At 44.3% G+C, this 25,542-nt stretch carries 20 protein-coding genes and 1 pseudogene; 16 read left to right on the top strand and 5 right to left on the bottom strand.

Features of this window, described 5'->3' with window-relative positions; all coding sequences use genetic code 11:
• Positions 1-99: 99 nt before the first annotated feature.
• Positions 100-879: a LytTR family DNA-binding domain-containing protein gene (locus DXB58_RS05110; RefSeq protein WP_122136110.1), complete on the bottom strand. Its 780-nt coding sequence runs from the start codon at positions 877-879 to the stop codon at positions 100-102.
• Complete coding sequence (locus DXB58_RS05105; protein ID WP_122136109.1) at positions 876-2,927, bottom strand: histidine kinase; 2,052 nt, start codon at positions 2,925-2,927, stop codon at positions 876-878. The genes DXB58_RS05110 and DXB58_RS05105 overlap by 4 nt, the downstream gene beginning before the upstream one ends.
• Before the next feature lie 123 nt (positions 2,928-3,050).
• Between DXB58_RS05105 and DXB58_RS05100 the strand changes: the two genes are divergently transcribed.
• The 14 genes from DXB58_RS05100 to DXB58_RS05035 all read left to right on the top strand — a co-directional run bounded on the left by DXB58_RS05100 (position 3,051) and on the right by DXB58_RS05035 (position 20,262).
• Complete coding sequence (locus tag DXB58_RS05100) at positions 3,051-3,956, top strand: serine O-acetyltransferase (RefSeq protein ID WP_004296704.1); 906 nt, start codon at positions 3,051-3,053, stop codon at positions 3,954-3,956.
• A gap of 16 nt (positions 3,957-3,972) precedes the next feature.
• Complete coding sequence (locus DXB58_RS05095) at positions 3,973-5,412, top strand: class I SAM-dependent RNA methyltransferase (RefSeq protein WP_122136108.1); 1,440 nt, start codon at positions 3,973-3,975, stop codon at positions 5,410-5,412.
• A gap of 144 nt (positions 5,413-5,556) precedes the next feature.
• Complete coding sequence (locus tag DXB58_RS05090; RefSeq protein ID WP_122136107.1) at positions 5,557-6,120, top strand: ORF6N domain-containing protein; 564 nt, start codon at positions 5,557-5,559, stop codon at positions 6,118-6,120.
• A 14-nt stretch (positions 6,121-6,134) separates the two neighbouring features.
• Complete coding sequence (locus tag DXB58_RS05085; protein ID WP_122136106.1) at positions 6,135-8,333, top strand: DPP IV N-terminal domain-containing protein; 2,199 nt, start codon at positions 6,135-6,137, stop codon at positions 8,331-8,333.
• 66 nt (positions 8,334-8,399) lie between these two features.
• Positions 8,400-9,674 carry a phosphoribosylamine--glycine ligase gene (gene purD / locus DXB58_RS05080; RefSeq protein WP_122136105.1) on the top strand — a complete coding sequence of 425 codons (1,275 nt, stop codon included), beginning with the start codon at positions 8,400-8,402 and terminating at the stop codon, positions 9,672-9,674.
• 180 nt (positions 9,675-9,854) lie between these two features.
• Entirely contained in the window at positions 9,855-10,865 is a 1,011-nt protein-coding gene (locus DXB58_RS05075; protein ID WP_122136104.1) for a hypothetical protein, read from the top strand.
• Positions 10,850-11,329 (top strand): YqaA family protein, encoded by a 480-nt coding sequence (locus DXB58_RS05070; RefSeq protein WP_122136103.1) that lies wholly within the window; start codon positions 10,850-10,852, stop codon positions 11,327-11,329. The genes DXB58_RS05075 and DXB58_RS05070 overlap by 16 nt, the downstream gene beginning before the upstream one ends.
• A 66-nt stretch (positions 11,330-11,395) precedes the next feature.
• Positions 11,396-12,142 carry a tRNA (5-methylaminomethyl-2-thiouridine)(34)-methyltransferase MnmD gene (mnmD, locus tag DXB58_RS05065; protein ID WP_122136124.1) on the top strand — a complete coding sequence of 249 codons (747 nt, stop codon included), beginning with the start codon at positions 11,396-11,398 and terminating at the stop codon, positions 12,140-12,142.
• Between the two features lie 44 nt (positions 12,143-12,186).
• Positions 12,187-13,116, top strand: coding sequence for a metal ABC transporter solute-binding protein, Zn/Mn family (locus tag DXB58_RS05060; protein WP_122136102.1), 930 nt, complete (start codon positions 12,187-12,189; stop codon positions 13,114-13,116).
• A 37-nt stretch (positions 13,117-13,153) separates the two neighbouring features.
• Positions 13,154-13,963 (top strand): metal ABC transporter ATP-binding protein, encoded by an 810-nt coding sequence (locus tag DXB58_RS05055; RefSeq protein ID WP_117933431.1) that lies wholly within the window; start codon positions 13,154-13,156, stop codon positions 13,961-13,963.
• 199 nt (positions 13,964-14,162) lie between these two features.
• Positions 14,163-17,576 carry a DUF2723 domain-containing protein gene (locus DXB58_RS05050; RefSeq protein ID WP_122136101.1) on the top strand — a complete coding sequence of 1,138 codons (3,414 nt, stop codon included), beginning with the start codon at positions 14,163-14,165 and terminating at the stop codon, positions 17,574-17,576.
• Positions 17,577-17,688: 112 nt separating this feature from the next.
• A complete protein-coding gene (locus tag DXB58_RS05045; protein ID WP_122136100.1) occupies positions 17,689-18,303 on the top strand; it encodes a polysaccharide deacetylase family protein in 615 nt (204 codons plus the stop codon).
• A 290-nt stretch (positions 18,304-18,593) separates the two neighbouring features.
• Positions 18,594-19,358 (top strand): type IV toxin-antitoxin system AbiEi family antitoxin, encoded by a 765-nt coding sequence (locus tag DXB58_RS05040; protein ID WP_122136099.1) that lies wholly within the window; start codon positions 18,594-18,596, stop codon positions 19,356-19,358.
• The gene (locus DXB58_RS05035; protein WP_122136098.1) at positions 19,351-20,262 is read left to right on the top strand and encodes a nucleotidyl transferase AbiEii/AbiGii toxin family protein; all 912 of its coding nucleotides are present in this window, start codon (positions 19,351-19,353) and stop codon (positions 20,260-20,262) included. Before DXB58_RS05040 ends, DXB58_RS05035 begins: the two co-directional genes overlap by 8 nt.
• A gap of 290 nt (positions 20,263-20,552) precedes the next feature.
• Here DXB58_RS05035 and DXB58_RS28340 read toward each other — a convergent pair whose 3' ends face one another.
• Positions 20,553-20,681 carry a hypothetical protein gene (locus tag DXB58_RS28340; RefSeq protein ID WP_255421133.1) on the bottom strand — a complete coding sequence of 43 codons (129 nt, stop codon included), beginning with the start codon at positions 20,679-20,681 and terminating at the stop codon, positions 20,553-20,555.
• Between the two features lie 722 nt (positions 20,682-21,403).
• On the opposite strand from DXB58_RS28340, the gene DXB58_RS05030 reads away from it, so the two are divergent.
• Both DXB58_RS05030 and DXB58_RS05025 read left to right on the top strand, forming a co-directional pair.
• Entirely contained in the window at positions 21,404-21,634 is a 231-nt protein-coding gene (locus DXB58_RS05030) for a hypothetical protein (RefSeq protein WP_122136097.1), read from the top strand.
• Between the two features lie 239 nt (positions 21,635-21,873).
• Positions 21,874-24,090 (top strand): annotated as a pseudogene (locus DXB58_RS05025) (ATP-binding protein); the annotation flags it as partial.
• A 98-nt stretch (positions 24,091-24,188) separates the two neighbouring features.
• On the opposite strand, the gene DXB58_RS05020 reads toward DXB58_RS05025, so the two are convergent.
• The gene (locus DXB58_RS05020; RefSeq protein ID WP_233527236.1) at positions 24,189-24,368 is read right to left on the bottom strand and encodes a hypothetical protein; all 180 of its coding nucleotides are present in this window, start codon (positions 24,366-24,368) and stop codon (positions 24,189-24,191) included.
• Positions 24,369-25,166: 798 nt separating this feature from the next.
• Positions 25,167-25,391, bottom strand: a complete 225-nt coding sequence (locus DXB58_RS05015; protein ID WP_122136123.1) for a carboxypeptidase-like regulatory domain-containing protein — start codon at positions 25,389-25,391, stop codon at positions 25,167-25,169.
• Positions 25,392-25,542: the final 151 nt, after the last annotated feature.

Here is a 25,542-nt window from a genome sequence, read left to right as displayed (position 1 = left end):
CTCGGGACTTACACCCGTTAGATAATGCTCATGCCGAGCGTACAAAGGATACGCCGCTTCTGCTGAAGAAGTGGCGTATTTCATAATATGAGGTCTACATTACAAAACAAAGAAACGCTCTTGCAGTTCTTTTAGATAACTTCGGGAAATAACCAAATCGTTCTTATCGTGAAAAGGCGGATAAAGTTGACAGCATTTACCATCAATCATTGCCAGATAATTAACATTTACAATAGCAGATTGGCTAATCTGTACAAAAGCTTGTGAATAACTGATAATATCTTCTGCTTTGGTATTTCGCTTCAAATTCAGACAAGTTTGATTAAACAAGACCACCTGCCATTGACGTTTGTCTTTCAGATATTCAAAAAAACCGATTTCTTCCAGCCGCAAAAGCTTGAAGCCTGTCACTGTGCTAATCATAAACATGCCTTGCTGGGGCATCAATGCACTAATGGAAGAAGCAAAAGAAGGCAAAAGAGGAAGCGAAGTAGAGGTCATAGCCTTCCGGTAACGGTCTATAATTACTTTCAGGTCTTCCGCTTCAAAAGGCTTCAGCAGGAAGTCGAAAGCCGACTCACGCAACGCCTGAAGCAAGTATTTGTCATAAGAGGTGTAAAATACGACCTTCATATCCCACAAAATATCCTCCCTGATTTCACTTAATAGATTGAGTCCCAACGTATCCGGAAGTTCCACATCAAGAAACAATAAGTCCGGATGCAACTCCATAATCATCTTTTTACCCTTTGCACCATTCCCTGCGATTCCTTTTACTTCAAATTCACGATAGGGCTCCAACTCTCGGCGCAAAGCATCAATCGCTGTACGTTCATCGTCAACGATAACTACCTTATACTTTTCTCCTGTCTCCATCATAAATCATAAGAAAAACGAAACGGGATATATACCGACACTTCCGTACCGGTTTGTCCATCGCTTCTGTTGGTTATATTAAAACGTATTTTATCACTCTTATTCTTTGTATTCAGTAATTGAATGGTCTGATACAACACTTTCAATCCTGTACCAGTACCCCGTGTGGCGGAAACTACCTGCGGGAGATACCCGCGTCCGTTGTCGGTAACCGTTATACGAATCCCATTTGTTTCACGGGAAACATATACCATTAGTTCCTTTTTTCCGTCCTTTCCCGCCAGTCCATGTTTAATAGCATTCTCCACCGGAATTTGCACAATCATAGATGGAATCATGATGCGGGTTGCATCTAAACCCTCCTCCAACGTGATTGTTGCGACAAAATCTTCTCCGACACGCCCACGTTCCAGTTCGATGTATGTATGCACGAAATCCAGTTCGTCTTGCAAAGATACACTCAATTTCTCGGTAAGTTCGAGGCTACGACGGAGATATTTCACCAGTTCCATCAGATTATGTTTCACCTCTTCCGAGCCGTTAAACTGATTGATCTCACGTCCCAGTACATTAAAAGTAAAATGAGGAGAAATCCGGCTTCTCAAATTCTCCATGCGGACACGGTTGATTTGCTGGAAGAAACGCTGGCGAAGAAACTCCCTCTTTTTACGCATATACCAGACAACTATCACTACCCCTGCCACAAGCAACACGCAGACAAGTACCCAGATAGATACGCTCAATTTGAGCACTCTCATCTCTGCTGCCTGCCGCTGAATCTTCATTTCCTTACGAAGTACTATCGTATCCTGCCGATAACGCATATCCAATTCGGCAACACGCATCTGTATCCGTTCGCTCCGAATGGAATCGTCCAGATGGCGATCACGTTTCAGGTATTCATAGGCACGGCGGTAATCACCGGTATGCTCAAAATAATGTTGCAGATACTGATTGCGTATAGTCAGCATATTGGCGTCAAGATGCCCCACAGGAGCAGTCCGGGCGATCATAGTCTTCGCTTGGGCTATATTACCTTTTTTCAATGCCAGTTCAATCATCTGGGTTTCAATGTAATGAACGGCCGAGTTATGCTGTATATCGGAGAAGAAACGATAACTTTCGTCCAAGCAGATCTGTGCGGAGTCCAGTTTGTCAGTCAACAAGTACAATTCTCCCAGGTTTACTTTGATAAAGTTCTGTTCAAACACCATCTGCGGATAAGAAGATACGAGTGCATTGGCCCTACGCATATATTTCAAAGCTTCCTGATAGTTTTTCCGGTAATAATAATGGTTGCCGCGATTGTTGAGATAGGTCCATTGCTCGCTCACGCTCATTTCATCGAAGAACTGCCCGGCCAATTCATAGTAATGATTGGATAAATCGAAATCACGCAGTTCCATGTAAGTCTGCCCCAATCCGTAGTAGACAGGAAATTTCGTGTGCTCGGACAAGTTCAAAGAATCGCAGAGAAACAGAGCGCGCCGGTAATACGAAGCAGTGTGCGCCAAGTCACTGCGATGCAGATAGGCATCAGCGATATTGATACAAAGATCCGAAAGCAGGTGTAGTCTTTTTCCTTTCAGGCGATATCCATAGGCTTTTTTATAGTCGATAATTGCAGAATCAGGGCGGTTCAGTTGCATCCATACGTTGCCTTCGATATTATAGACATCGGACAATACATCATTCCATTGCGGAGATTGGAGAGATTCAGAAGATTGGGAAGCATTGCGGGAAAATTCTTTTACCCGGCGGTTGTAATAGAGTATAGAATCAAAATCGGAAGAGACAAAGAATGTTTTCCCGTAAAGGGCGAGCAGACGATAATAAACCAGGGAATCTTGCGTCTGCATCAGTGCCTCAAGCAGTTGTGAGCGGGAATAATGCAGATTGGAGAACAGCGAGTCCTGCACACGAACTTCCAAAGAATCGACCAAAACCTGTTCGCACGAAGAGCTATTGTGATGTCTATCAGCGTATCCGCAACTTAGCAACATCAACAGTCCCAATAGCACAAATAGTTTCATAGTAGTCCTCTGATTCATCCGTTCCCCTTATTCATGTCATGTTTTGAATGTGACAAAAATACATTATTTATCCTGAATCCCAGCGAATTTTATTATTTTTTTAATACCTTTGTGCCCATATAAATATGAGCAACTGACCTAATGAGTCCACTGAACTTCACCCACATTTTGACACAGGCAGTCGATGAGCTATCGGAAAGCGAATCTTATAAAGGACTGTTTCATCAGCACAAAGATGGCGAACCACTGCCCTCTGCAAAAGTCTTGTATGAAATTATTGAGCTTTCACGCTCCATTCTTTTCCCCGGATATTACGGAAATTCTACTATTAACAGCCGGACTATCAATTATCACATCGGTGTAAACATTGAAAAATTGTTTGATTTGCTTTGTGAGCAAATCCTGGCCGGATTATGTTTTAGCACTTCCATAGAGGGGAAATGCAACGTCTGTTCCGACTCCAAACGAGAAGAAGCTGCACGTCTTGCTGCTAAATTCATCAGTAAGTTACCCGCCATGAGGAGGATACTGGCAACGGATGTGGAAGCCGCCTACAACGGTGACCCGGCTGCCGAAAGCTATGGAGAGGTCATATTCTGTTATCCGGCCATTAAAGCGATCAGCAATTACCGTATCGCGCATGAATTGCTGGAACTGGGTGTTCCTCTGATTCCCCGTATCATCACGGAGATGGCGCATAGCGAAACGGGAATTGATATCCATCCGGCCGCAAAGATTGGCACTCACTTCACCATCGACCATGGTACGGGTGTCGTAATCGGCGCCACGAGTATCATCGGAAACAACGTCAAACTATATCAGGGTGTCACACTGGGAGCCAAGAGTTTCCCGCTGGATGCCGACGGAAAACCGATCAAGGGAATCCCCCGCCATCCGATCCTGGAAGACAATGTGATTGTTTATTCCAACGCCACTATTCTGGGAAGAATCACCATCGGACGTGATGCAACCGTAGGCGGTAATATCTGGGTAACGGAAAACGTGCCCGCAGGAGCAAGAATCGTACAAACTAAAGCAAAAAAATAAAATCAAAAGAATCTATATGAGCGAACAATTCGAGATGATAGCCAAGACTTTCCAGGGACTGGAAGAGATACTTGCAGAAGAACTGACAGCATTAGGAGCCAACGACATTCAAATAGGACGTCGTATGGTTTCATTTACAGGAGATAAACGTATGATGTACAAGGCTAATTTCTGTCTACGTACCGCCATCCGTATCCTGAAACCCATCAAGAACTTTACGGCCAAAGATGCTGACGAGGTTTACAATCAAATACAGGCTATTCCATGGGAAGAATATCTCGATGTGAACAAGACATTTGCTATCGATGCAGTAGTATTCAGTGAGGAGTTCCGCCATTCGAAATTCGTTTCGTACAAGGTGAAAGATGCGATTGTGGACTACTTCCGCGAGAAAACGGGTAAACGTCCGTCGGTACGCATCAACAACCCGGATGTACTTCTGAACATTCATATTGCACAGACTACCTGTACCTTGTCTTTGGATTCGTCCGGAGAATCACTTCACCGTCGCGGTTATCGCCAGGAAGCGGTAGAAGCTCCGTTGAATGAGGTATTGGCTGCCGGCATGATTTTAATGACCGGATGGCGTGGAGAATGTGATCTGATCGATCCGATGTGTGGTTCGGGTACTATCCCTGTAGAAGCCGCACTGATTGCTAAGAATATCGCTCCGGGAGTATTCCGTAAAGGGTTTGCTTTCGAGAAATGGGTGGATTTCGATGCGGATATGTTCGATGAGATTTACAATGACGACAGTCAGGAACGTGAGTTTACTCATAAGATTTATGGGTATGACAACAATCCGAAAGCGAATGAAATTGCTACTCACAATATAAAAGCTGCCGGTGTATCGAAAGATATCGTGCTGAAATTGCAACCGTTCCAGCAGTTCGAACAGCCACAGGAGAAATCAATCATCATCACCAATCCTCCTTATGGGGAACGTATCTCTACGAATGATTTGCTCGGTCTTTACCAGATGATCGGCGAACGTCTGAAACATGCATTTGTAGGAAACGAAGCATGGGTGCTTTCTTATCGGGAAGAGTGTTTCGACCAGATTGGCTTGAAGGCAAGCCAGAAAGTTCCTTTGTTCAATGGACCGTTGGAGTGTGAATTCCGCAAATATGAGATTTTTGACGGAAAATATAAAGAGTTCAAGAGCCAGGAAGAGGGCGAAGAGAAGAAAGAGGGTGAAGGTGAACAGGCTCCAAGATTCAGAGAAAGAAAAGAGTTTAAGCCACGTCGAGAAGGTGAGTTCAAACCACGCCGGGATGGTGAGTCCAGACCTCGCAGAGAGGGAGAATACAAGCCACGCAGAGAAGGTGGCGACTTCAAAGGCGGCGACAGAGATAGAAAGCCACGGGGAGAATTCCGCGGAGGAAGAGATTCGAGAGGGCCAAGAGAATTTAGGGGGAACCGGGAGCCGAGGATTCCGAAGAAGGAAGAGGAATAGGCTAAGATTCAATAGTTAATGACTTATTTCAGCAATCATTAACTCACAGAATAAATAGTTCAAGGTCGCAAATTGCGATCTTGAACCTAAAAATAACCATATTAATCAACAGTCATAGACAGTAAGCTGCCAGTTAAACGAAATATGAATGATTTAATCATAGTAGAAAACAAGATATATGAGATCAGAGGGCAGAAAGTTATGCTTGACTTTGATTTGGCAGAGATGTATGAGATTGAAACGAAGGTACTCAAACAATCAGTACGAAGAAATATAGAGCGTTTTCCTGAAGATTTTATGTTCAGATTAACAAATGAAGAATGTAACTATCTGATAAACAGCATAAGGTCACAAAATGTGACCTTAGATCTTGATTGGTTTAGATATCCACCTTTTGCTTTCACCCAAGAAGGTGTCGCGATGCTTTCCGGAGTACTTCGAAGCCCTAAAGCCATCGAAGTCAACATCAACATCATGCGAGCCTTCGTCCACATGCGCCAATACCTGCTCTCCCATGCTCCAAAACAGGAATTGGAAGAATTGAGGAAAAGGATTGAATACTTGGAAGAGGACATATCCTCCGACAGAGAAAGCTACGAGAAGCAATTTGACGACCTATTCACCGCTTTTGCCAAATTGAGTGCTGCCATTCAAATAAAGCAGACTCCTTTGGACAGAGTAAAAATAGAAGGATTTAAAAACAAATAATAAAGAAAAGAGCAATGAGTAAAATTGGAAAAAGAGCCATTCTGTTATTGTTGGCACTACCAATCGGATTCAATGTTATGGCACAAGAAACCAAAAAACCGACACTGGAAGAACTGATTCCGGGCGGCGAGAGTTACCTCTATGCAGAAAACCTGTACGGGCTGCAATGGTGGGGCGACGAATGTATCAAGCCAGGAGTAGATACCCTTTATTCAATTCAACCCAAAACCGGGAAAGAAACAATGGTTATCACTCGCGAGCAAATCAACAAAGTGCTTGAAGAAAACAAGGCAGGAAAATTATCACACCTGTATTCCGTCCGTTTTCCATGGGCAGACAAGCCACAAATGCTATTCACGATAGCAGGAAAGTTCATTGTATATGATTTCAAGAACAATCAGGTTGTCAGCACACTCAAACCAAAGGACGGGGCAAATAATGAAGACTATTGCGCAGCCAGTGGAAATGTGGCTTACACGATAGATAACAATCTATATGTGAATGAGAAAGCAGTAACCAATGAACCCGAAGGCATCGTTTGCGGACAAACAGTGCACCGCAATGAATTCGGTATCAACAAAGGAACTTTCTGGAGTCCGAAAGGTAACCTGCTCGCTTTCTACCGTATGGATGAAAGCATGGTGACACAATACCCGCTTGTAGACATCACTGCACGTGTGGGCGAAGTGAACAACGTACGCTATCCGATGGCAGGAATGACGAGCCATCAGGTAAAAGTAGGCATTTACAACCCTACCACCGGTAAAAGCATTTATCTGAATGCAGGCGATCCGACAGACCGTTATTTCACTAACATCAGCTGGGCACCAGATGAAAAGAGTCTCTGCCTGATCGAAGTAAACCGCAATCAGAATCATGCCAAACTCTGCCAGTACAACGCAGAGACAGGAGAACCCATGGGAGTCCTCTATGAAGAAATGCACCCTAAATACGTCGAACCGCAAACCCCCATCGTATTTTTGCCGTGGGACCCTACCAAGTTCATCTATCAAAGTCAGCGTGACGGCTACAATCACCTTTATCTCTTTGAGACAAATGCAGCAAACATGAAAGGTGAAACCTATAATAGTGCCAACGGCGGCAGCTATTTCCAGGCCGGTAAAGTGAAACAGCTAACCAAAGGCAACTGGCTGGTCAGCGAAATCCTGGGATTCAACACAAAGCGTAAAGAGATCATCTTCACTGCCGTAGAAGGCTTGAGAAGCGGCCATTTTGCAGTAAACGTAAGTAATGGAAAGATAAGCCAGCCGTTCGAAAACTGCAAGGAAAGCGAACATAGCGGAACACTTAGTGCCTCCGGCACATACCTTATCGACCGTTATTCCACCAAAGATCAACCCCGCGTCATCAACTTGGTAGACACCAAAAACTTCAAAGAAACAGTCAACCTGCTGACAGCCGAAAATCCTTACGACGGATACCAGATGCCAAGCATCGAAACCGGAACAATCAAAGCGGCAGACGGCACTACCGACCTGCATTACCGCCTGATGAAGCCGGCAAACTTCGATCCGGCTAAGAAATATCCCGTAATCGTATATGTCTACGGAGGCCCTCACGCGCAATGCGTCACCGGAGGATGGCAGAACGGCGCACGCGGATGGGACACATACATGGCAGGCAAAGGCTATATAATGTTCACCATCGACAATCGCGGTAGCAGCAACCGCGGACTAACATTTGAAAATGCCACCTTCCGCCGTCTCGGCATCGAAGAAGGCAAAGACCAGGTAAAAGGCGTTGAATTCCTGAAATCCCTCCCCTACGTAGACAGCGAACGCATCGGCGTACACGGATGGAGTTTCGGAGGTCACATGACTACCGCCCTGATGCTCCGTTACCCGGAGATATTCAAAGTAGGCGTTGCCGGAGGTCCGGTAATCGACTGGGGTTACTATGAAATAATGTACGGCGAACGCTATATGGACACACCGGAAAGCAATCCGGAAGGCTACAAAGAATGTAACCTGAAGAATCTTGCCGGCCAACTGAAAGGTCACCTGTTGATTATTCACGACGATCATGACGATACCTGCGTGCCACAACACACCCTGTCGTTTATGAAAGCCTGTGTAGATGCCCGCACTTATCCCGACCTGTTTATCTACCCGTGCCACAAGCACAACGTAGCAGGCCGTGACCGTGTACATCTGCACGAGAAAATCACCCGGTACTTTGAGCAGAATTTATAAAACCTGCAAAGTCCACCGCATCCATTACGAATCATATATAACAGTATAACTTATAATAGCACAAAGATGAAGATATTATTACTTGGCTCGGGCGGCCGCGAACATGCACTGGCATGGAAAATTGCCCAAAGTCCGAAAGTTGAAAAACTGTACATTGCTCCGGGAAATGCCGGAACAACTGCCGTAGGCGAGAATGTCAACATCAAAGCAACCGATTTTGAAGCCATCAGCGCTTTCGCTCTGAAAGAGAACATTCAAATGGTAGTAGTAGGCCCCGAAGATCCGTTGGTAGAAGGAATCTACGACTACTTCCAGAACCGTCCGGAGCTAAAGCATATTGCCGTTATCGGCCCTTCGGCTCAAGGAGCAGAACTGGAAGGAAGCAAGGAGTTTGCCAAAGGCTTCATGATGCGCCATAACATCCCGACAGCCCGCTACAAAAGCATCACTTCTGCAAACCTCGAAGAAGGTCTCGCTTTCCTCGAAACGCTGGAAGCTCCCTATGTATTGAAGGCTGATGGTCTTTGTGCCGGAAAAGGAGTACTGATCCTCCCTACGCTGGACGAAGCTAAAGTAGAACTGAAAGAAATGCTGGGTGGCATGTTCGGCTCTGCATCGGCAACCGTTGTAATCGAAGAGTTCCTAAGCGGTATCGAGTGCTCTGTATTCGTACTGACAGACGGAGAACACTATAAAGTCCTTCCGGTAGCCAAAGACTACAAACGCATCGGTGAAGGCGATAAAGGACTGAATACAGGTGGTATGGGTAGCGTAACCCCCGTTCCGTTTGCCGATGAAGTGTTTATGGAGAAAGTACGCACACGCATCATCGAACCAACCATCAACGGCCTGAAAGAAGAAAACATCACCTACAAAGGTTTCATCTTCCTCGGCCTTATCAAGGTAAAAGGTGAACCGATGGTGATCGAATACAACGTCCGCATGGGCGACCCGGAAACAGAAAGTGTAATGCTCCGTATCCAGAGCGACTTCGTAGAACTGCTTGAAGGCACTGCCGCAGGCAACCTGAACGAAAAGACACTGGTGATGGACCCACGTTCAGCCGGCTGTGTCATCCTTGTCAGCGGCGGTTATCCCGAAGCTTACGAAAAAGGATTCCCTATCAGCGGACTGGAACAGGCTGCCGCTACCGACAGCATCATTTTCCATGCCGGAACAGCCATGAAAGACGGACAAGTCGTGACGAACGGAGGACGTGTGATTGCCGTTTGTTCTTACGGTGCAACGAAAGAAGAGGCACTGGCACAGAGCTACAAAGTGACAGACATGATCGACTTCGACAAGAAGTATTTCCGCCGCGATATCGGATTCGATTTGTAAAAAACAACCTATAATGATACGCCACGGCAGGTATAAATCTCCTATTTGCAGGGCATATAGATCCAATGTACAGGACATATAGTTCCAACACGCAGGATATATAGATCCAACACGCACGGCATATAGATCCAACAAAGCGATGATATATGCCTGCCGGGCGACAACAGAACTGACAGATCAATGAGAAATAAAAGACTACAAAGTCAAGTGACGGCAGGACGGTGGACCCTGCCTGCCGTTATCTTTATCTGCGCCCTATGCTGGGTGTTGACTTACTTTTTATTTCCCGGTTCCATAGCCTCAACCGTACTCGAAGACAGCCCTTCTGCCTGGCAACCCGCCCGCGATTTTCTGCTTCCGGGATGGGCAGACCGGATTGTCAGCTTCCTGATTTATGCAACTATCGGCTACTTTCTGATAGAGCTGAACAATCAGTTCAGCATTATCCGTATGAGGGCTTCCATGCAGACGGCTATCTATTTCCTGCTGGTCACCGTCTGCCCGAAAATGCATTTCCTATATACAGGAGATATTGTTGCCTTGGGCTTTCTCATTTCCATTTATTTTCTGTTTAAAAGCTATCAGCAAACTCAAGCTGCGGGTTATTTATTCTATTCCTTCTTCTTTATTGGAGCGGGAAGTATTCTGTTCCCACAGTTCACCATCCTCTCGGTGCTTTGGTTGCTCGAAGCCTACCGTTTCCAGTCGCTCACTCCGCGTAGTTTCTGCGGTGCGCTGCTCGGATGGATGCTGCCATACTGGATGCTGTTCGGACACGCCTTCTTCTACAACGAGATGGATTTATTCTATCGTCCTTTCAATCAGCTACTTACTTTCGGAGAATTCTTCAACCTACAAATCCTCCAGCCTTGGGAACTGGCAATACTCGGCTATCTGTTGGTGATGTTCATCGTCAGTGCCGTCCATTGCATCGCCGCCGGATTTGAGGATAAGATACGCACACGCGCCTATCTCCAATTCCTGATAGACCTGACGATTTTCCTGTTCCTGCTGATTGCCCTGCAACCGATATATTGCAGTGCCCTATTGCCTTTGCTTATCATAAGCAACAGCATCCTGATCGGACATTTCTTTGTACTGACCAATAGTAAAAGTTCGAATGTGTTTTTTATCATTTCATTGGTCGGTCTCATCCTCTTATTCGCTTTTAATATATGGACGCTTTTATAGATTCAACGATACAACTCCTCATAGAATGGGGACTCCCGGGATTATTCATCTCGGCTTTATTGGCTGGGAGCATCGTGCCTTTCAGTTCCGAACTGGTACTGGTGGCACTGGTGAAACTCGGGCTGCCCCCGATAGCCTGTCTGATCTCCGCCACTCTGGGCAATACAGTAGGCGGAATGACCTGCTACTACATGGGGCGTCTGGGCAAAATCAGCTGGATTGAGAAATATTTCAAGGTAAAGAAAGAGAAAGTAGACAAAATGGTGAAATTCCTGCAAGGGAAAGGAGCATTGATGGCCTTCTTCACCTTTCTTCCCGCCATTGGGGAAGTGATAGCCATTGCACTGGGATTTATGCGAAGCAACACATGGCTCATCATAGTTTCCATGTTTGTCGGCAAACTGATACGTTATATTCTTCTCCTGTATGCACTCGAAAGTGCCTGGGATGCTATAGCAGGATAGGAAATAAGTATTAGGTATTAAGTATAAAGTATTAGACGTTAGACAGTAAGTATTAGAGATTGTATGATGAAAAGGATTATTGAGAAAACCGACGACGGGAGCGCTACCCTGTTTGTTCCGGAATTGAATGAACATTATCATTCAACGAAAGGGGCACGCACGGAGTCTCAACATATTTTCATCGATATGGGACTTAAAGCCTCTTCCGCCACTACTCCGCGTATTCTTGAAATCGGCTTCGGGACAGGGCTAAACGCCTGGCTCACCCTGGAAGAAGCAGAAAGAAGCAGATGGAATATACACTATACAGGATTGGAACTCTATCCGCTGGAATGGCAGACGATAGAGCAACTAGGATATATCTCCAATGATGAACAATTAACAACGAGCGACCGGCAGCAACCGGCTATCGAATTGTTTAAGCAACTTCATACATCACCTTGGGAGAAAGACGTGCAACTCACTCCACACTTCACCCTACAGAAAGTAGAGACAGACGTAAACAAATGGGTTGAGAACAGAGAACGGACAATGAGCAATGTCAATGATAGCGTAACCAACGCCGAATCACCTGCCCTGAATCCTTCATTTAACCTCATTTACTTCGATGCCTTTGCACCGGAAAAGCAACCGGAAATGTGGTCGCAAGAACTATTCAACCGCCTCTACGTTTTATTAGATAAAGACGGTATCCTGACCACTTACTGCGCCAAAGGTGTCGTCCGCCGGATGTTGCAGACAGCCGGATTCACAGTAGAACGCCTGCCCGGACCTCCGGGTGGTAAACGGGAAATATTACGGGCCCGAAAATAAGAATAGGAATAAGATAAGAAAGAAACCCCGAAATAGAAGAAGTCATGAAAAAACAACTAAAAGATATGAGAACCCTTTTCCTCCTTAGTGCCTGCCTCCTAATGGCAGCCTGCACAGGACGCTCTTCCCAAGCAAGCAACGATGACGAAGCAAAACCGGTGATTACCGTCACCCTGGAACCGCAACGTTATTTCACGGAAGCTATTGCCGGAGATAAATTTAAAGTAGTCAGCATGGTCCCCAAAGGTTCCAGCCCGGAAACCTATGATCCTGTCCCCCAACAACTTGTTTCTCTGGGAGACAGCAAAGCCTATTTCCGCATCGGATACATCGGCTTCGAACAGACCTGGATGGATCGTTTAATGAACAATACCCCCCATATTCAAGTGTTCGACACCTCCAAAGGAATCGACCTCATACTCAACAATGATGACCACGACCATGCCCACGAACATAACAGCCACGACGGGCATATCCACGCCGTAGAGCCTCACGTATGGAATTCCACCGGTAATGCTTTAATCATTGCAGGAAACACCTACAAAGCCCTTAGCCAACTGGATAAGGCAAATGAGGTATACTATAGAAACCGCTACGATTCGCTCTGCCAGCGTATCCAGCACACCGACAGCCTGATTCGCCGTCAACTCTCCGCTCCCGAAGCAGCCAAAGCCTTCATGATTTATCATCCGGCTCTCTCCTACTTCGCCCGCGACTACGGATTGCATCAGATTTCCATCGAAGAAGGAGGTAAAGAACCTTCTCCCGCCCATCTGAAAGCCTTGATAGACCTGTGTCAAGCAGAAGATGTACGTGTTATCTTTGTTCAACCGGAATTTGACAAACGCAATGCGGAAACCATCGCGCAGCAAACCGGAACGAAAGTGATCCCTATCAATCCGCTAAGTTACGACTGGGAAGAAGAAATGCTGAATGTAGCCAAAGCCCTCGCGCCACAGGCTGCAACAAAATAAACGTATAAAGAAAGAACCTATCAAGCCATTTCCAACGATGAAACCAATAATCGAAATAAAGAATCTTTCCGCCGGATATGACGGTCGCACTGTTCTCCACGATGTTAATCTAAGCATCTACGAACGGGATTTTCTAGGTATTATAGGTCCGAACGGAGGCGGCAAAACGACGCTTATAAAGTGCATCCTCGGTCTGTTGAAGCCAACCGGAGGGGAAATTATATTCAATGTTCCCAAAGAGGCTTCATCAACAACATCTACAGGAGTCTCCTTTCAAAGTTCTTCTGCAAAATCCCAGCTTCTCCTCGGCTATCTACCACAATATAGCACCATAGACCGGAAGTTTCCTATCTCCGTGGAAGAAGTGATTCTATCCGGATTGAGCATACAAAAGTCGCTCACTTCCCGATTCACTCCCGAACAGAGAGAGAAAGGCAGACAGATTATTTCCCGTATGGGGCTTGAAGGACTCGAACACCGTTCTATCGGACAATTAAGCGGCGGACAACTGCAACGTGCCCTGTTGGGGCGCGCCATCATCTCCGACCCTGCGGTATTGATTCTCGATGAACCCAGCACATATATCGACAAGCGTTTCGAAGCGCGTCTTTATGAGTTATTGGCTGAAATCAATAAAGAGTGTGCCATCATTCTTGTCAGCCATGATATCGGCACTGTGCTGCAACAGGTAAAATCCATCGCTTGTGTCAATGAAACGCTGGATTACCATCCGGATACAGGCGTCACTACCGAATGGTTGGAAAGAAACTTCAACTGCCCTATCGAGCTATTGGGACACGGTACATTGCCTCACCGGGTTTTAGGAGAGCATCATCACCATCATTAAACATAGACTTTATATAGATATCCGGCTACCTTGTTTTAAAATGTATCTTCCCTCTCTGCCGCCTTCCGGAAGAGTGAAAGAGATAGTAAATCACCCCTTTGTTACTTAATATTTCTTACTTTCTTCCTCATTATCCTTACAAATCACTATCTTTGCGACCTCATAATTTGTTTTTAACGAATAAACTACGATAGTGCTAATGAAACAGTACAGAACCGTAAACAACCTTATGGGTTGGCTTACATTCATCATTGCGGCAACCGTCTACTGCCTGACAATAGAACCGACCGCAAGTTTCTGGGATTGCCCGGAGTTCATAACCACCGGCTATAAACTGGAAGTCGGACACCCGCCCGGCGCACCTTTCTTCATGCTGATGGCGAACCTGTTTACTCAATTTGCTTCCGACGTAACAACCGTTGCGAAAATGGTGAATTACATGAGTGCCCTGATGAGTGGTGCCTGTATCCTGTTCCTTTTCTGGAGCATCACCCATCTGGTACGCAAACTGATTATCACTGACGAAAACAATATCACCAAAGGACAGCTTATCACGGTCATGGGTAGCGGACTGATCGGTGCACTGGTTTATACATTCAGTGACACATTCTGGTTCTCGGCCGTAGAAGGTGAAGTATATGCCTTCTCCTCTCTGTTTACCGCTGTCGTTTTCTGGTTGATTCTGAAATGGGAAGACGTGGCCGACCAGCCTCATAGCGACCGCTGGATTATCCTCATCGCCTATCTGACGGGATTGAGTATCGGTGTCCATTTGCTGAACCTGCTTTGTCTGCCCGCCATCGTACTGGTATACTACTACAAGAAAACTCCAAACGCTACCGCCAAAGGTTCGTTAATTGCGTTATTCGGTTCAATGGTACTCGTTGCAGCCGTGCTTTACGGCATCGTACCGGGCATTGTGAAAGTAGGCGGCTGGTTCGAGCTGTTGTTTGTCAACGGACTCGGAATGTCATTCAATTCAGGCGTAGTGGTTTATATCATTCTGCTTGCAGCGGCTCTGATCTGGGGCGTATACGAAAGCTATACCGAAAAGAACAAGACGCGCATGGCTATCTCCTTTATTCTGACGATTGCTCTACTGGGTATCCCGTTCTACGGACACGGAGCCAGCAGTATCATCATCGGTATTCTGGTTATCGCCGCACTGGGACTTTACCTCGCTCCGGGTGTACAGGCCAAGATCAAAGAGAGATGGCGTATCACCGCCCGCACCATGAACACGGCTTTGCTATGCACCATGATGATCGTAATCGGATATTCTTCTTACGCACTGATCGTTATCCGTTCTACTGCCAACACTCCGATGGACCAAAACTCACCGGAAGATATATTCACACTGGGCGAATACCTCGGTCGTGAACAATACGGAAGCCGTCCTCTTTTCTACGGTCCTGCTTTCTCTTCGAAAGTGGCACTCGACGTAAAAGACGGATATTGTATTCCGCGCCAGTCGGAAGCAGGAAGCAAGTTTGTCCGCAAGGAAAAGACTTCGCCCGACGAAAAAGACTCTTATATCGAACTTCCCGGACGTGTGGAATATGAATATGCACAGAATATGCTTTTCCCGCGTATGTACAGTTCGTCACACGCACCGCTCTACAAGCAATGGGTAGACATCAAGGGATATGATGTTCCTTACGACCAATGTGGAGAAATGGTGATGGTAAACATGCCTACCCAATGGGAAAATATCAAATTCTTCTTCTCCTACCAGTTGAACTTCATGTACTGGCGTTACTTCATGTGGAACTTTGCCGGACGGCAGAATGACATACAGGGTAGCGGAGAAATCGAGCACGGCAACTGGATCACCGGTATCCCGTTTATCGACAACCTGCTGGTAGGTAACCAGGAATTGCTTCCGCAAGATCTCAAAAACAATAAAGGTCATAATGTATTCTACTGTCTGCCGCTGATTCTCGGTTTGATCGGACTCTTCTGGCAGGCTTACCATAGCCAGCGAGGTATCCAGCAATTCTGGGTGGTATTCTTCCTGTTCTTTATGACAGGTATCGCTATCGTACTCTACCTCAACCAAACTCCTGCACAACCCCGTGAACGAGACTATGCGTATGCCGGTTCGTTCTATGCCTTTGCCATCTGGGTAGGTATGGGAGTGGCAGGCATCATCCGCATGTTGCGGGATTACGCCAAGATGCAGGAACTTCCGGCAGCCATTCTGGCTTCTGTTCTCTGTTTGTTCGTCCCCATTCAGATGGCGGGACAGACATGGGATGACCACGACCGCAGCGGACGCTTCGTTGCCCGCGACTTCGGACAGAACTACCTGATGACTTTGCAGGAAGAAGGCAACCCGATTATCTACACCAATGGTGATAACGATACTTTCCCATTGTGGTACAATCAGGAAACGGAAGGTTTCCGTACGGATGCCCGCACCTGTAACTTAAGTTACCTGCAAACAGACTGGTATATCGACCAGATGAAACGTCCGGCCTACGATTCTCCGTCACTCCCTATCACCTGGGACCGTGTGGAATACGTGGAAGGACAAAACGAATATATCTCTATCCGTCCGGAAATGAAAGCTCTTATCGACAGCTATTTCAAACAGGCAAACGAACTGGCTGCACAAGGAGACACTACCATATTGTCACTCGTTCACTCCATCTTCGGTGAAAATCCTTATGAACTGAAGGAAATCATCAACCGCTGGATGCTTGGCAAGAACGACCAATTGAAAGAGCTTCTCAAGAAGACAGGAAAAGAGATACAGCTCCCGCTGATCCCTACGGACAGCATCGTCATGAAGATAGATAAGGAAGCCGTACGCCGCTCCGGCATGAAGATTCCGGAAGCTCTGGGCGACTCTATCCCCGAATACATGACAATCACCCTTAGAGACGCCAACGGCAGCCCGAAACGCGCCCTCTACAAGAGTGAACTGATGATGCTCGAAATGCTTGCCAACGCTAACTGGGAACGTCCTATCTATATGGCAATCACCGTAGGAAGCGAAAACCATCTGGGCATGGGCAATCACTTCACACAGGAGGGTCTCGCCTACCGCTTCACTCCGTTCGATACGAACAAGCTGGACAGCAAGATCGATAGTGAAAAGATGTACGACAACCTGATGAACAAGTTCAAGTTCGGCGGTATCGACAAGCCGGGTATCTACATCGACGAGAACGTGATGCGTATGTGCTACACGCACCGCCGTATCTTCACGCAACTCGTAGGACAGCTTATCAAAGAAGGTAAGAAGGACAAGGCGCTCGCTGCACTCGATTACGCCGAAAAGATGATTCCGGCAATCAACGTACCGTATGACTGGGCAAATGGCGCCTTCCAAATGGCAGAGTCTTATTATCAACTGGGACAGAACGAGAAAGCCAACAAGATTATCGACGAGCTTGCCAACAAGTCGCTCGAATACATGATCTGGTATCTTAGCCTAAACGATAACCAGCTTGCCATCGCCAGCGAAAACTTCGTGTACAACGCCAGCTTGCTTGACGCCGAAGTCCGCCTAATGGAAAAATACAAATCAGAAGAACTCGCAAAACATTACTCTACGCAACTCGATCAGCTATACAACGAGTACGTGACGAGAATGAAAGGGAAATAAATATTAAATATCAAGTACTAAGTATTAAGTATTAATCATGGCTTCCGGCATGTTTTCCGCATGGTATAATACTTAATACTTATTACTTAATACTTGTTTAACGCAAACTCTCATGTTTATAGAACAACCACCTTGGCTTTTCCGGGCGTTGTATCCACAGGCTATCTTCCGGATGGACCCGAATGAGCGGGCAGTCTATCTGACTTTCGACGACGGCCCCATCCCCGAAGTAACTCCCTGGGTACTGGAAATACTGGAAAAGCATCATATTAAAGCTACCTTTTTCATGGTAGGCGACAATATACGCAAACACCCGGATGAATACCGGATGGTGGTAGAGCACGGACACCGCATCGGCAACCATACTTTCAACCACATCCGTGGATTTGAATATTCCAATCCGGATTACCTGGCAAATGCCAGAAAGGTAGATGATATTATTCATTCCGATCTCTTCCGTCCGCCACACGGACACATGGGATTCAGGCAGTATTATACATTGCGTTATCATTACCGTATTATTATGTGGGATCTCGTGACCCGCGATTACAGTAAGCGGATGTGCCCGGAACAAGTGCTGAACAACGTGAAACGCTATGCGCGAAACGGTTCTATCATCACTTTCCACGATTCACTGAAGTCATGGAACAACGGTAACCTGCAATACGCACTCCCCCGTGCCATCGAATTCCTGAAAGAGGAAGGTTATGAATTCAAGGTGTTATAATCTTTGAGAAAACAGAAACTTCGAAAAGAACAGGGATTTCTGATATAGGAATTTCGTACAGATGGGGCAAGACGTGAAGGAGATGATAAAGGACGTGCTGAACAAACGAAACGCCAAGTAAAAAGCGGATTCCGATATGAGGGAGAGAAAAAATGGTTTTCGTAGCTGTTGGTTTTGTCATTCAATACTACACAGAAAGTATATTATACCGAAACAAAATTAACTATTCTGACTTTTAAGACAAAAGAAACAGTATCTTTGCAGTTGAAATAAAAAACAAATAATATACTGTGAATATAGAACCCAAAAGCAAGATAAACCAACTGTTACTTTCCGCCACTCCAAAAGGGCTGTTGTTTTCCGAATGGTTGAAAAGGAACGGCTATTCCGACCAGTTGATAAAAAGATACCGGGAATCTGGCTGGCTCGAGATGTTGTCAAAAGGAGTCATGTACCGCACAGGAGACAGTCTGTCGGCATACGCCGCATTGTCCTGCTACAACAGACAATTAGGCAAGAGAATCCGTGTTGCAGCACATTCCGCCTTGGAGCTATTCGGTTTCAATCACTATGTACCTATGGGCAAACCGTTGCTGATGGTAGCGCATAGCAAACAACGTGTTCCGGAATGGATGCGCAATGATGTTTTCGACAGAGTGATAAAACCATTTTCCACCGATGCTTTTTCAGAGCCGCAAGTCACAACGGTCGTGAAAGACGAAGCGGATTTACTGGTTTCCACTCCGGAACAGGCATTCTTGGAGTGTTTGCTGCTTGCGCCGCAACAATACTCTTATATGGATTTATTCTATATGATGGAACAACTGACAACGCTGCGCCCCGAAATACTACAACGACTGCTTGAAACGACCAAGAGCCTTAAAGTAAAACGTATGTTCCTTTACATGGCGGAAAAGGCGGGACACTATTGGCATGAAGCACTCGATACATCAAAAATAGAGTTGGGAACCTCCAAATTGCAACTGATAAAAAACGGGGCTTATATCGCCAAATACAGAATAACCGTACCCAAAGAATTAAACGAATATGAATGACATCTATAAAAAACAAGTGGCCCTGCTGATACGCATTATACCGTCCGTGTATCGCATCAAAGATTTCGCGGTGCATGGAGGTACGGCCATTAACCTGTTCCATAAGAATATGCCGCGCTATTCGGTCGATATAGACCTTACCTATATTCCTGTGCAGGAGAGGGCGAAGAGTCTGGAGACTATCAACAGCCATCTGCGAACCCTGAAAAGCAGCATAGAAAAATCCATACCGGGTATCAGAGTGCTTCACAAGCCCGATGTCTGGAAATTGCAGTGTACCTTGGACAGTGCGACCGTCAAAATCGAGGTGAACGGGACAAAGCGCGGCATCATTGGGGAGACAGAGGACAGGATACTGTGCGAACGGGCCGAAACGGAGTTCAACATGACCTGCAAAGCACGTACCGTTTCTTATTCACAACTTTACGGGGGCAAGATAGCAGCGGCATTGAGCCGCCAACACCCACGGGACCTGTTCGATTGGAAGTATATGAAAATGACATCGTTCAATGATGTCAAGGACGGCTTCATGTTTTACCTGCTGGGAAGCGACAAGCCTCTCATCGAATCATTGCAGCCAAATGCCATCGACCAAACGGAAGCATTGGAAAATCAGTTTGAAGGAATGTCCGATACCTCGTTCACTTATTCCGATTATGAAGAGGCGAGGCATAACCTCATTCAACAGGTAAACGACAGCCTGACCGAAACAGACCGGGAATTTCTTCTGTCATTCGAGAACGACGAACCTGACTGGGGGAAATGCTGTGCAGGAGATTTAAACAGCTATCCGTCTGTAAAATGGAAATTACAGAATATCGCCAAACTCAAAAAGGACAATCCTAAAAAGCACAGGGCGGGATTGGAAAAGCTGCGTACTTTCTTATTTCCGGAGAAACAATAAGTTTTAACCTTTTATAAAGGAAACTCCTGCAATAATTTCATTCTTATTACAAGCGTTTATCCCTGTATATTCCATTTTTGAAATCAAGATTCTTGTAGCAACTACGAAACTTAGTGCGCCTACGTACAATGAATCAACAAATTACTTTTTCACATCACAATTGTTCTAATCCTTCAAGATTTAGATCTATAGAGTAAGGCACCTCCTTAGAACCCTCGTTTGTCCATTTTACAAGATGAATCACATCATGAGACCAATTAGCATCTTGACCGGCAGATCCAAATTGGGCATCATAGGCTACATTTTTTTTCTAATCCGACTACAGGATCGTGTCCGAAAGGTTTGAACCAGCCAGGTAACGGATTATCCATCCCACCGATAAGAAAATCCATTATACTTTTTCCATCAATAGTTGCCATACTTCTTTATGATTTACAGTTTTCCTACTCTCTTTACTATCCGACTTTTCGGAACCCGCCGTCGTTGTGAACCTACGCAGCAAATGTATGGGGAACAAAGGTTTCTGATGAATAAAAAAGCTCCCTGACAAGAAGAAAAAACATAAGCCGAGGTATTATGCCCCGGCTTTTGTAGTTTAAAGCCCGTTTCGTGCTCAAAATTGAAAGATTCCTCCTCTTTCTTATAAGATATCAGCACAACTGCATTTCACCCGGTAAAGGGCAAAAAGAGGACAAAATAACCTACTTTCAAAAAGTTTCTGATTCACATTACCCTCTCCAACCATATTTTTTTATACATTTGCAACAGTCTCTTCTGCAGAAAGCCTCCGGGTGGTGGTAGAAGAGACGTATATATAGAGAAGACGTTTATAAGCGTTTGTCTTTCGTATTCAAAACTTCGCAAACTTTGACCCCGAATTGACGAATAGCAACTAAGACGTCCTCCTGATGTGTATTTATATACATCCGTGCCTCGCTTTAAAACAAAGAGAGGTTACGGATGTTATGCATATCGGCGTGGGCTTTCTGCGTTGTTCGTTCTCGGGGTAGGGCATTGCGAAGGCCTTGAATACAGAACGGATGAAGGTAAGATTCCCACGTCTTTTCTATATAATCTGTCAACTTTAGAATGACTCGTCCGCCTAAGGGAATCTGGAGGTACACAGAAGCAGAATAGATATATGGTTCATGTGGGACAACTTATCGCAGACATACTTCACGAACAGGGACGCACCGTCACCTGGTTCGCCACTCAATTATGCTGCACACGCCCCAACGTCTACAAGATATTCCAGAAAGAAAATATCGACATTTATCTACTTTGGCGTATTTCCTGTATTCTTGACCATGATTTTTTCCACGACTTATCTAACAATATTAATAGCACCAACTTTACAAATGTATCCAAATAGGATACACTTATGTTTACTTGTTGGAACTACACATTCCTCTGCCAACACGTTTCTTTTACCTATTTTTGCAGCATATTAATAAAAGTCATAAAAATACACCTACAAGAGTAGTACAGCCACTGAAATATGCATAATACTATTTGAAAACCATCAAACATACAAAGAGCTGTATATCAAACAAAACTTATGCAATATTACTTTACAAACAACAACCGGTACGCCCAACTAATAAAATAAAAATGAGCAGAATATTACATAATGCGAATAACGCACAAAGAATTTTGAGACTGACAGCAGACACTATGTTACTGATTGACAAACATGGCGTCTGCATGGATATTGAACCTCATTGTGACCTGTGGTTTCTGCAAGAAAATATACTTTTAGGAAAAAATATATTCGAACTTTTACCGGAATACACAAGAAAGAGAGTAATACCTATTTTTCAGACTGTCCTCAAAGAACAGCGAAGTATTAACAAGAACTTCAAACTAGTGCTGAAAAACGATACTTTTTACTTCAAATGCCTCATGTTTCCTTATGACGACATGGTACTCTGCCAATATCGTGACATCACGCAAAGAAGCAATGTAAAACGTGAACTGGAACAAGCGAACTATACGCTACGAACGATTCAAAAAGTAGCTCAAATCGGACAATGGACATACAATACGCATAAAAAGATGCTGCATTATTCGGACTATACAGGAGCCTCATACGAGGAAAATGTCCAAAATATTGCTATTGAAAAATACATCAAGCTAATCGTAAAAGAAGATCGTCAAAGTTTCAGAAAATGGTTGCACACGAACGAAGAGGAACTCAACATAAAAAGTATCAGTTACCGTGTCCGCACAAATGGGGAAATATTTTATATGCGTATTCAGACTTACCTGCGCAAACCACTCTCCGATGGCAGCTTTAACATCGAAGGATATATTCAGAACATCACGGACATACAACATCATAGAAACTATATCAATACACTGACACACGCCATCAACAATGTCCAAGAGAGCATCTTCGCTGCCAAATCCGATGGTACGATTATCTTCGCCAATCGTTGTTTCTTATATAATCACGGAATTACCGAAAACGAAGACCTTAGTCAACTGAAAATTTATAATATTGCTGAAAACATACCTACACAAAAAGCTTGGGAAGAGCGCTGTAAAGATATAAGATACGGTAAAAGCAGCAATTTCACCTCCTATTATCCTTCCAAAACTAATAAAAACATATTAGGCTACGAAGGCACAATGTATAATGTAGCTAATGACTACGGTGAGGAAAGTTATTGGTCATTTGCGCATGACATTTCCGAGCGAATCAGATATGAAGCCCAAATTAAACGACTCAACCGGATCATGGATACCACAATCAACAACCTCCCCGCCGGAATTGTAGTAAAAGAGATCAATAACAACTTCCGATACATATACCGAAATCGCGAATCATACAATCGAGATATTTATCCACATGACCCCATTGGTAAGGATGACTTTGATTTTCATCCTCGCGCAGTAGCAGAAAAGAAGAGACTGGAAGACATCCAGGTAGCTACTACAGGGAAAGAGTTACACTGGATTATTGAAGAAAAAGACAAAAATGGGAATCTGATAATCCTTGACAAACGGAAAATTCGAGTGGACGGAGACGAATTGTCTTCCCCCATTATCATCAGCATCGAATGGAACATCACAGAACTGGAAATAATAAAACGTGAACTCCAATTGGCAAAAGAGAAAGCAGAGATGGCCGATAACTTGAAATCGGCTTTCCTCGCCAATATGAGTCATGAAATACGAACTCCACTAAATGCCATTGTCGGTTTTTCATACCTCATTGCCGAAAGCGACGATGCGGAAGAACGCAAAAAGTATTACAGTATCGTCAACACCAACAACGAACGGCTACTGCAGCTTATCAATGAGATCCTCGATCTCTCGAGAATTGAATCGGGAATTATTGAATTTTCTTTCAAACCTGCCAGTCTCCACAATATCTGTCTGGAAGTGCGCAATGCCCATATATTCCGTATTCCACAGGGAGTAAGCCTTATTTACGAGCTTTCGGACGAGAGCCTGATGATCACAACAGACAAAGATCGGATATTTCAGGTGATTTCAAATCTGGTCGGAAATGCTATCAAATTCACCCCAAAAGGAAACATCAGTTATGGCTACAAACTGACAGACAACCAAATCATCTTCCACGTAACAGATACCGGAATGGGAATTGAACCAGAGAAAGTGGGACATGTGTTCGAGCGTTTTACAAAATTGAACAATTACGCACAAGGAACAGGACTGGGATTATCCATTTGCAAATCTATCATTGAGCGGCTCGGTGGAAAAATTTCCGTCAGCTCCGAATTTGGTAAGGGCACTACATTTATATTTACTTTACTCTATGCGACTACAGCAGCAACAAACGTGGAAATTGAAGGAAAAGATGAATAAAAAAGTAGCAACAAAAAACTTCACTCATAAGTAAAACTGGAAAATGGTAAAGGAAGCAAAATATTCAAAACAGTATATCATTCTAGCGTTTCTCATAAACAAGCTGATTGATTATCAAGAAAAAAAGAATACTTACCGCATCTTCTCACGCCAGACACTGTTATGATCTTCCCGCTATCAACAGGCAGAGTGAGTTCACGAGGACGTATCTCTACTGGTAGTGAGGCTTGAAATCCTGCAATCAGTTGTTTTAGTAGTTCTTTCTTTCCCATAAAGACACATTCTTAATTTTCTTTCTTTTTCAGAAAGATAAAATTAAGCAAAAGTTTCTTTTTATCAAAGAAATATGTATTTAATCTGCATGATTAGATTTTGAGATCTATTTTCTCATTCGCCGTAATCTCAAGAACTTTATGATTCTGTGAAAAATTAGAGCGAAACTGAATTAAAAGCTTACCCTAAACTGTGTTTACCAAATCTTCCCTTCATAAACTTTTATTATATCCCAACAAGGAAATGTTCCATTTATCAGATTTTCCCGTAATAAATCGTTGATATATATAAATGAAGAACCTTTCGTAATCATTTTCCGGTGAAATACAAGGCATTCCATTTAAAGAAACATATCAGACAACATAAAAAAATGAACGATAAACTGCTATTATAACATTTATCGAATCCCTTGATGGCAAATTTTGCGATTTTCCCCGCCCCAATTGCGGAAGGTTACATATTTTGAAAAATAGGGCGATTTAATATACAATTGGTCGTATTGAATCTTTTTCTGCGCTAATTCTTATCTAGCTCACAACCTATACCCAAAGTACCAGGTAGATTTTAAATAGATACTCCGAGAGATCCTCCTTTCAATCCATAACTATATTGGGTAGACCCTCTAGTTTTACCACTTGCTGCCGCCAAACAGTCGGCTGCACTGATAAAAAACATTTATCCACTCTTGCCATACTTGCAACTACAAGTTAATTTTCCCAAACATTCAGCTTCATAAAATCTTTCAACATTTTCTATTTGATGGAAACTTTTTGTGTTCTCATACCGATGTAGCTGATTTACATAGTTCTTGCAGAACTTGGTACATTGCTAATAGTAAACTTTCCATCCATGTTAGTGGTAGTCCCTATAGACGTACCTTTTACTAGTACGGATGCCCCTACAACAGGCTGGTTGTCCTCTTCCGAAATGACAAAGCCTGTGATTGTTTTAGGTGTTTGGGCAATCGCTAGACTGACTCCTGCCAATAAGCAGGCCAATAACAACACAAATCTTTTTTTCATACGCTCCCTAAATATTTGGTTAATATAATAGTTGTTTATTCGCTTGTATGCTTTTTGCAAAAATAAGCACATTTTATTAAAAACAAAACAAAAACAATAAAAAATCACCAATTTACTTGCAAGATAATTTGAAAGCCAATTTATATATGCT

Origin of the sequence: Bacteroides sp. OM05-10AA, assembly GCF_003439055.1 — a bacterium.
In the GTDB taxonomy this organism is placed as follows: Bacteria; Bacteroidota; Bacteroidia; order Bacteroidales; family Bacteroidaceae; genus Bacteroides; species Bacteroides intestinigallinarum.
This window is presented reverse-complemented; position numbering and strand designations above follow the sequence as displayed.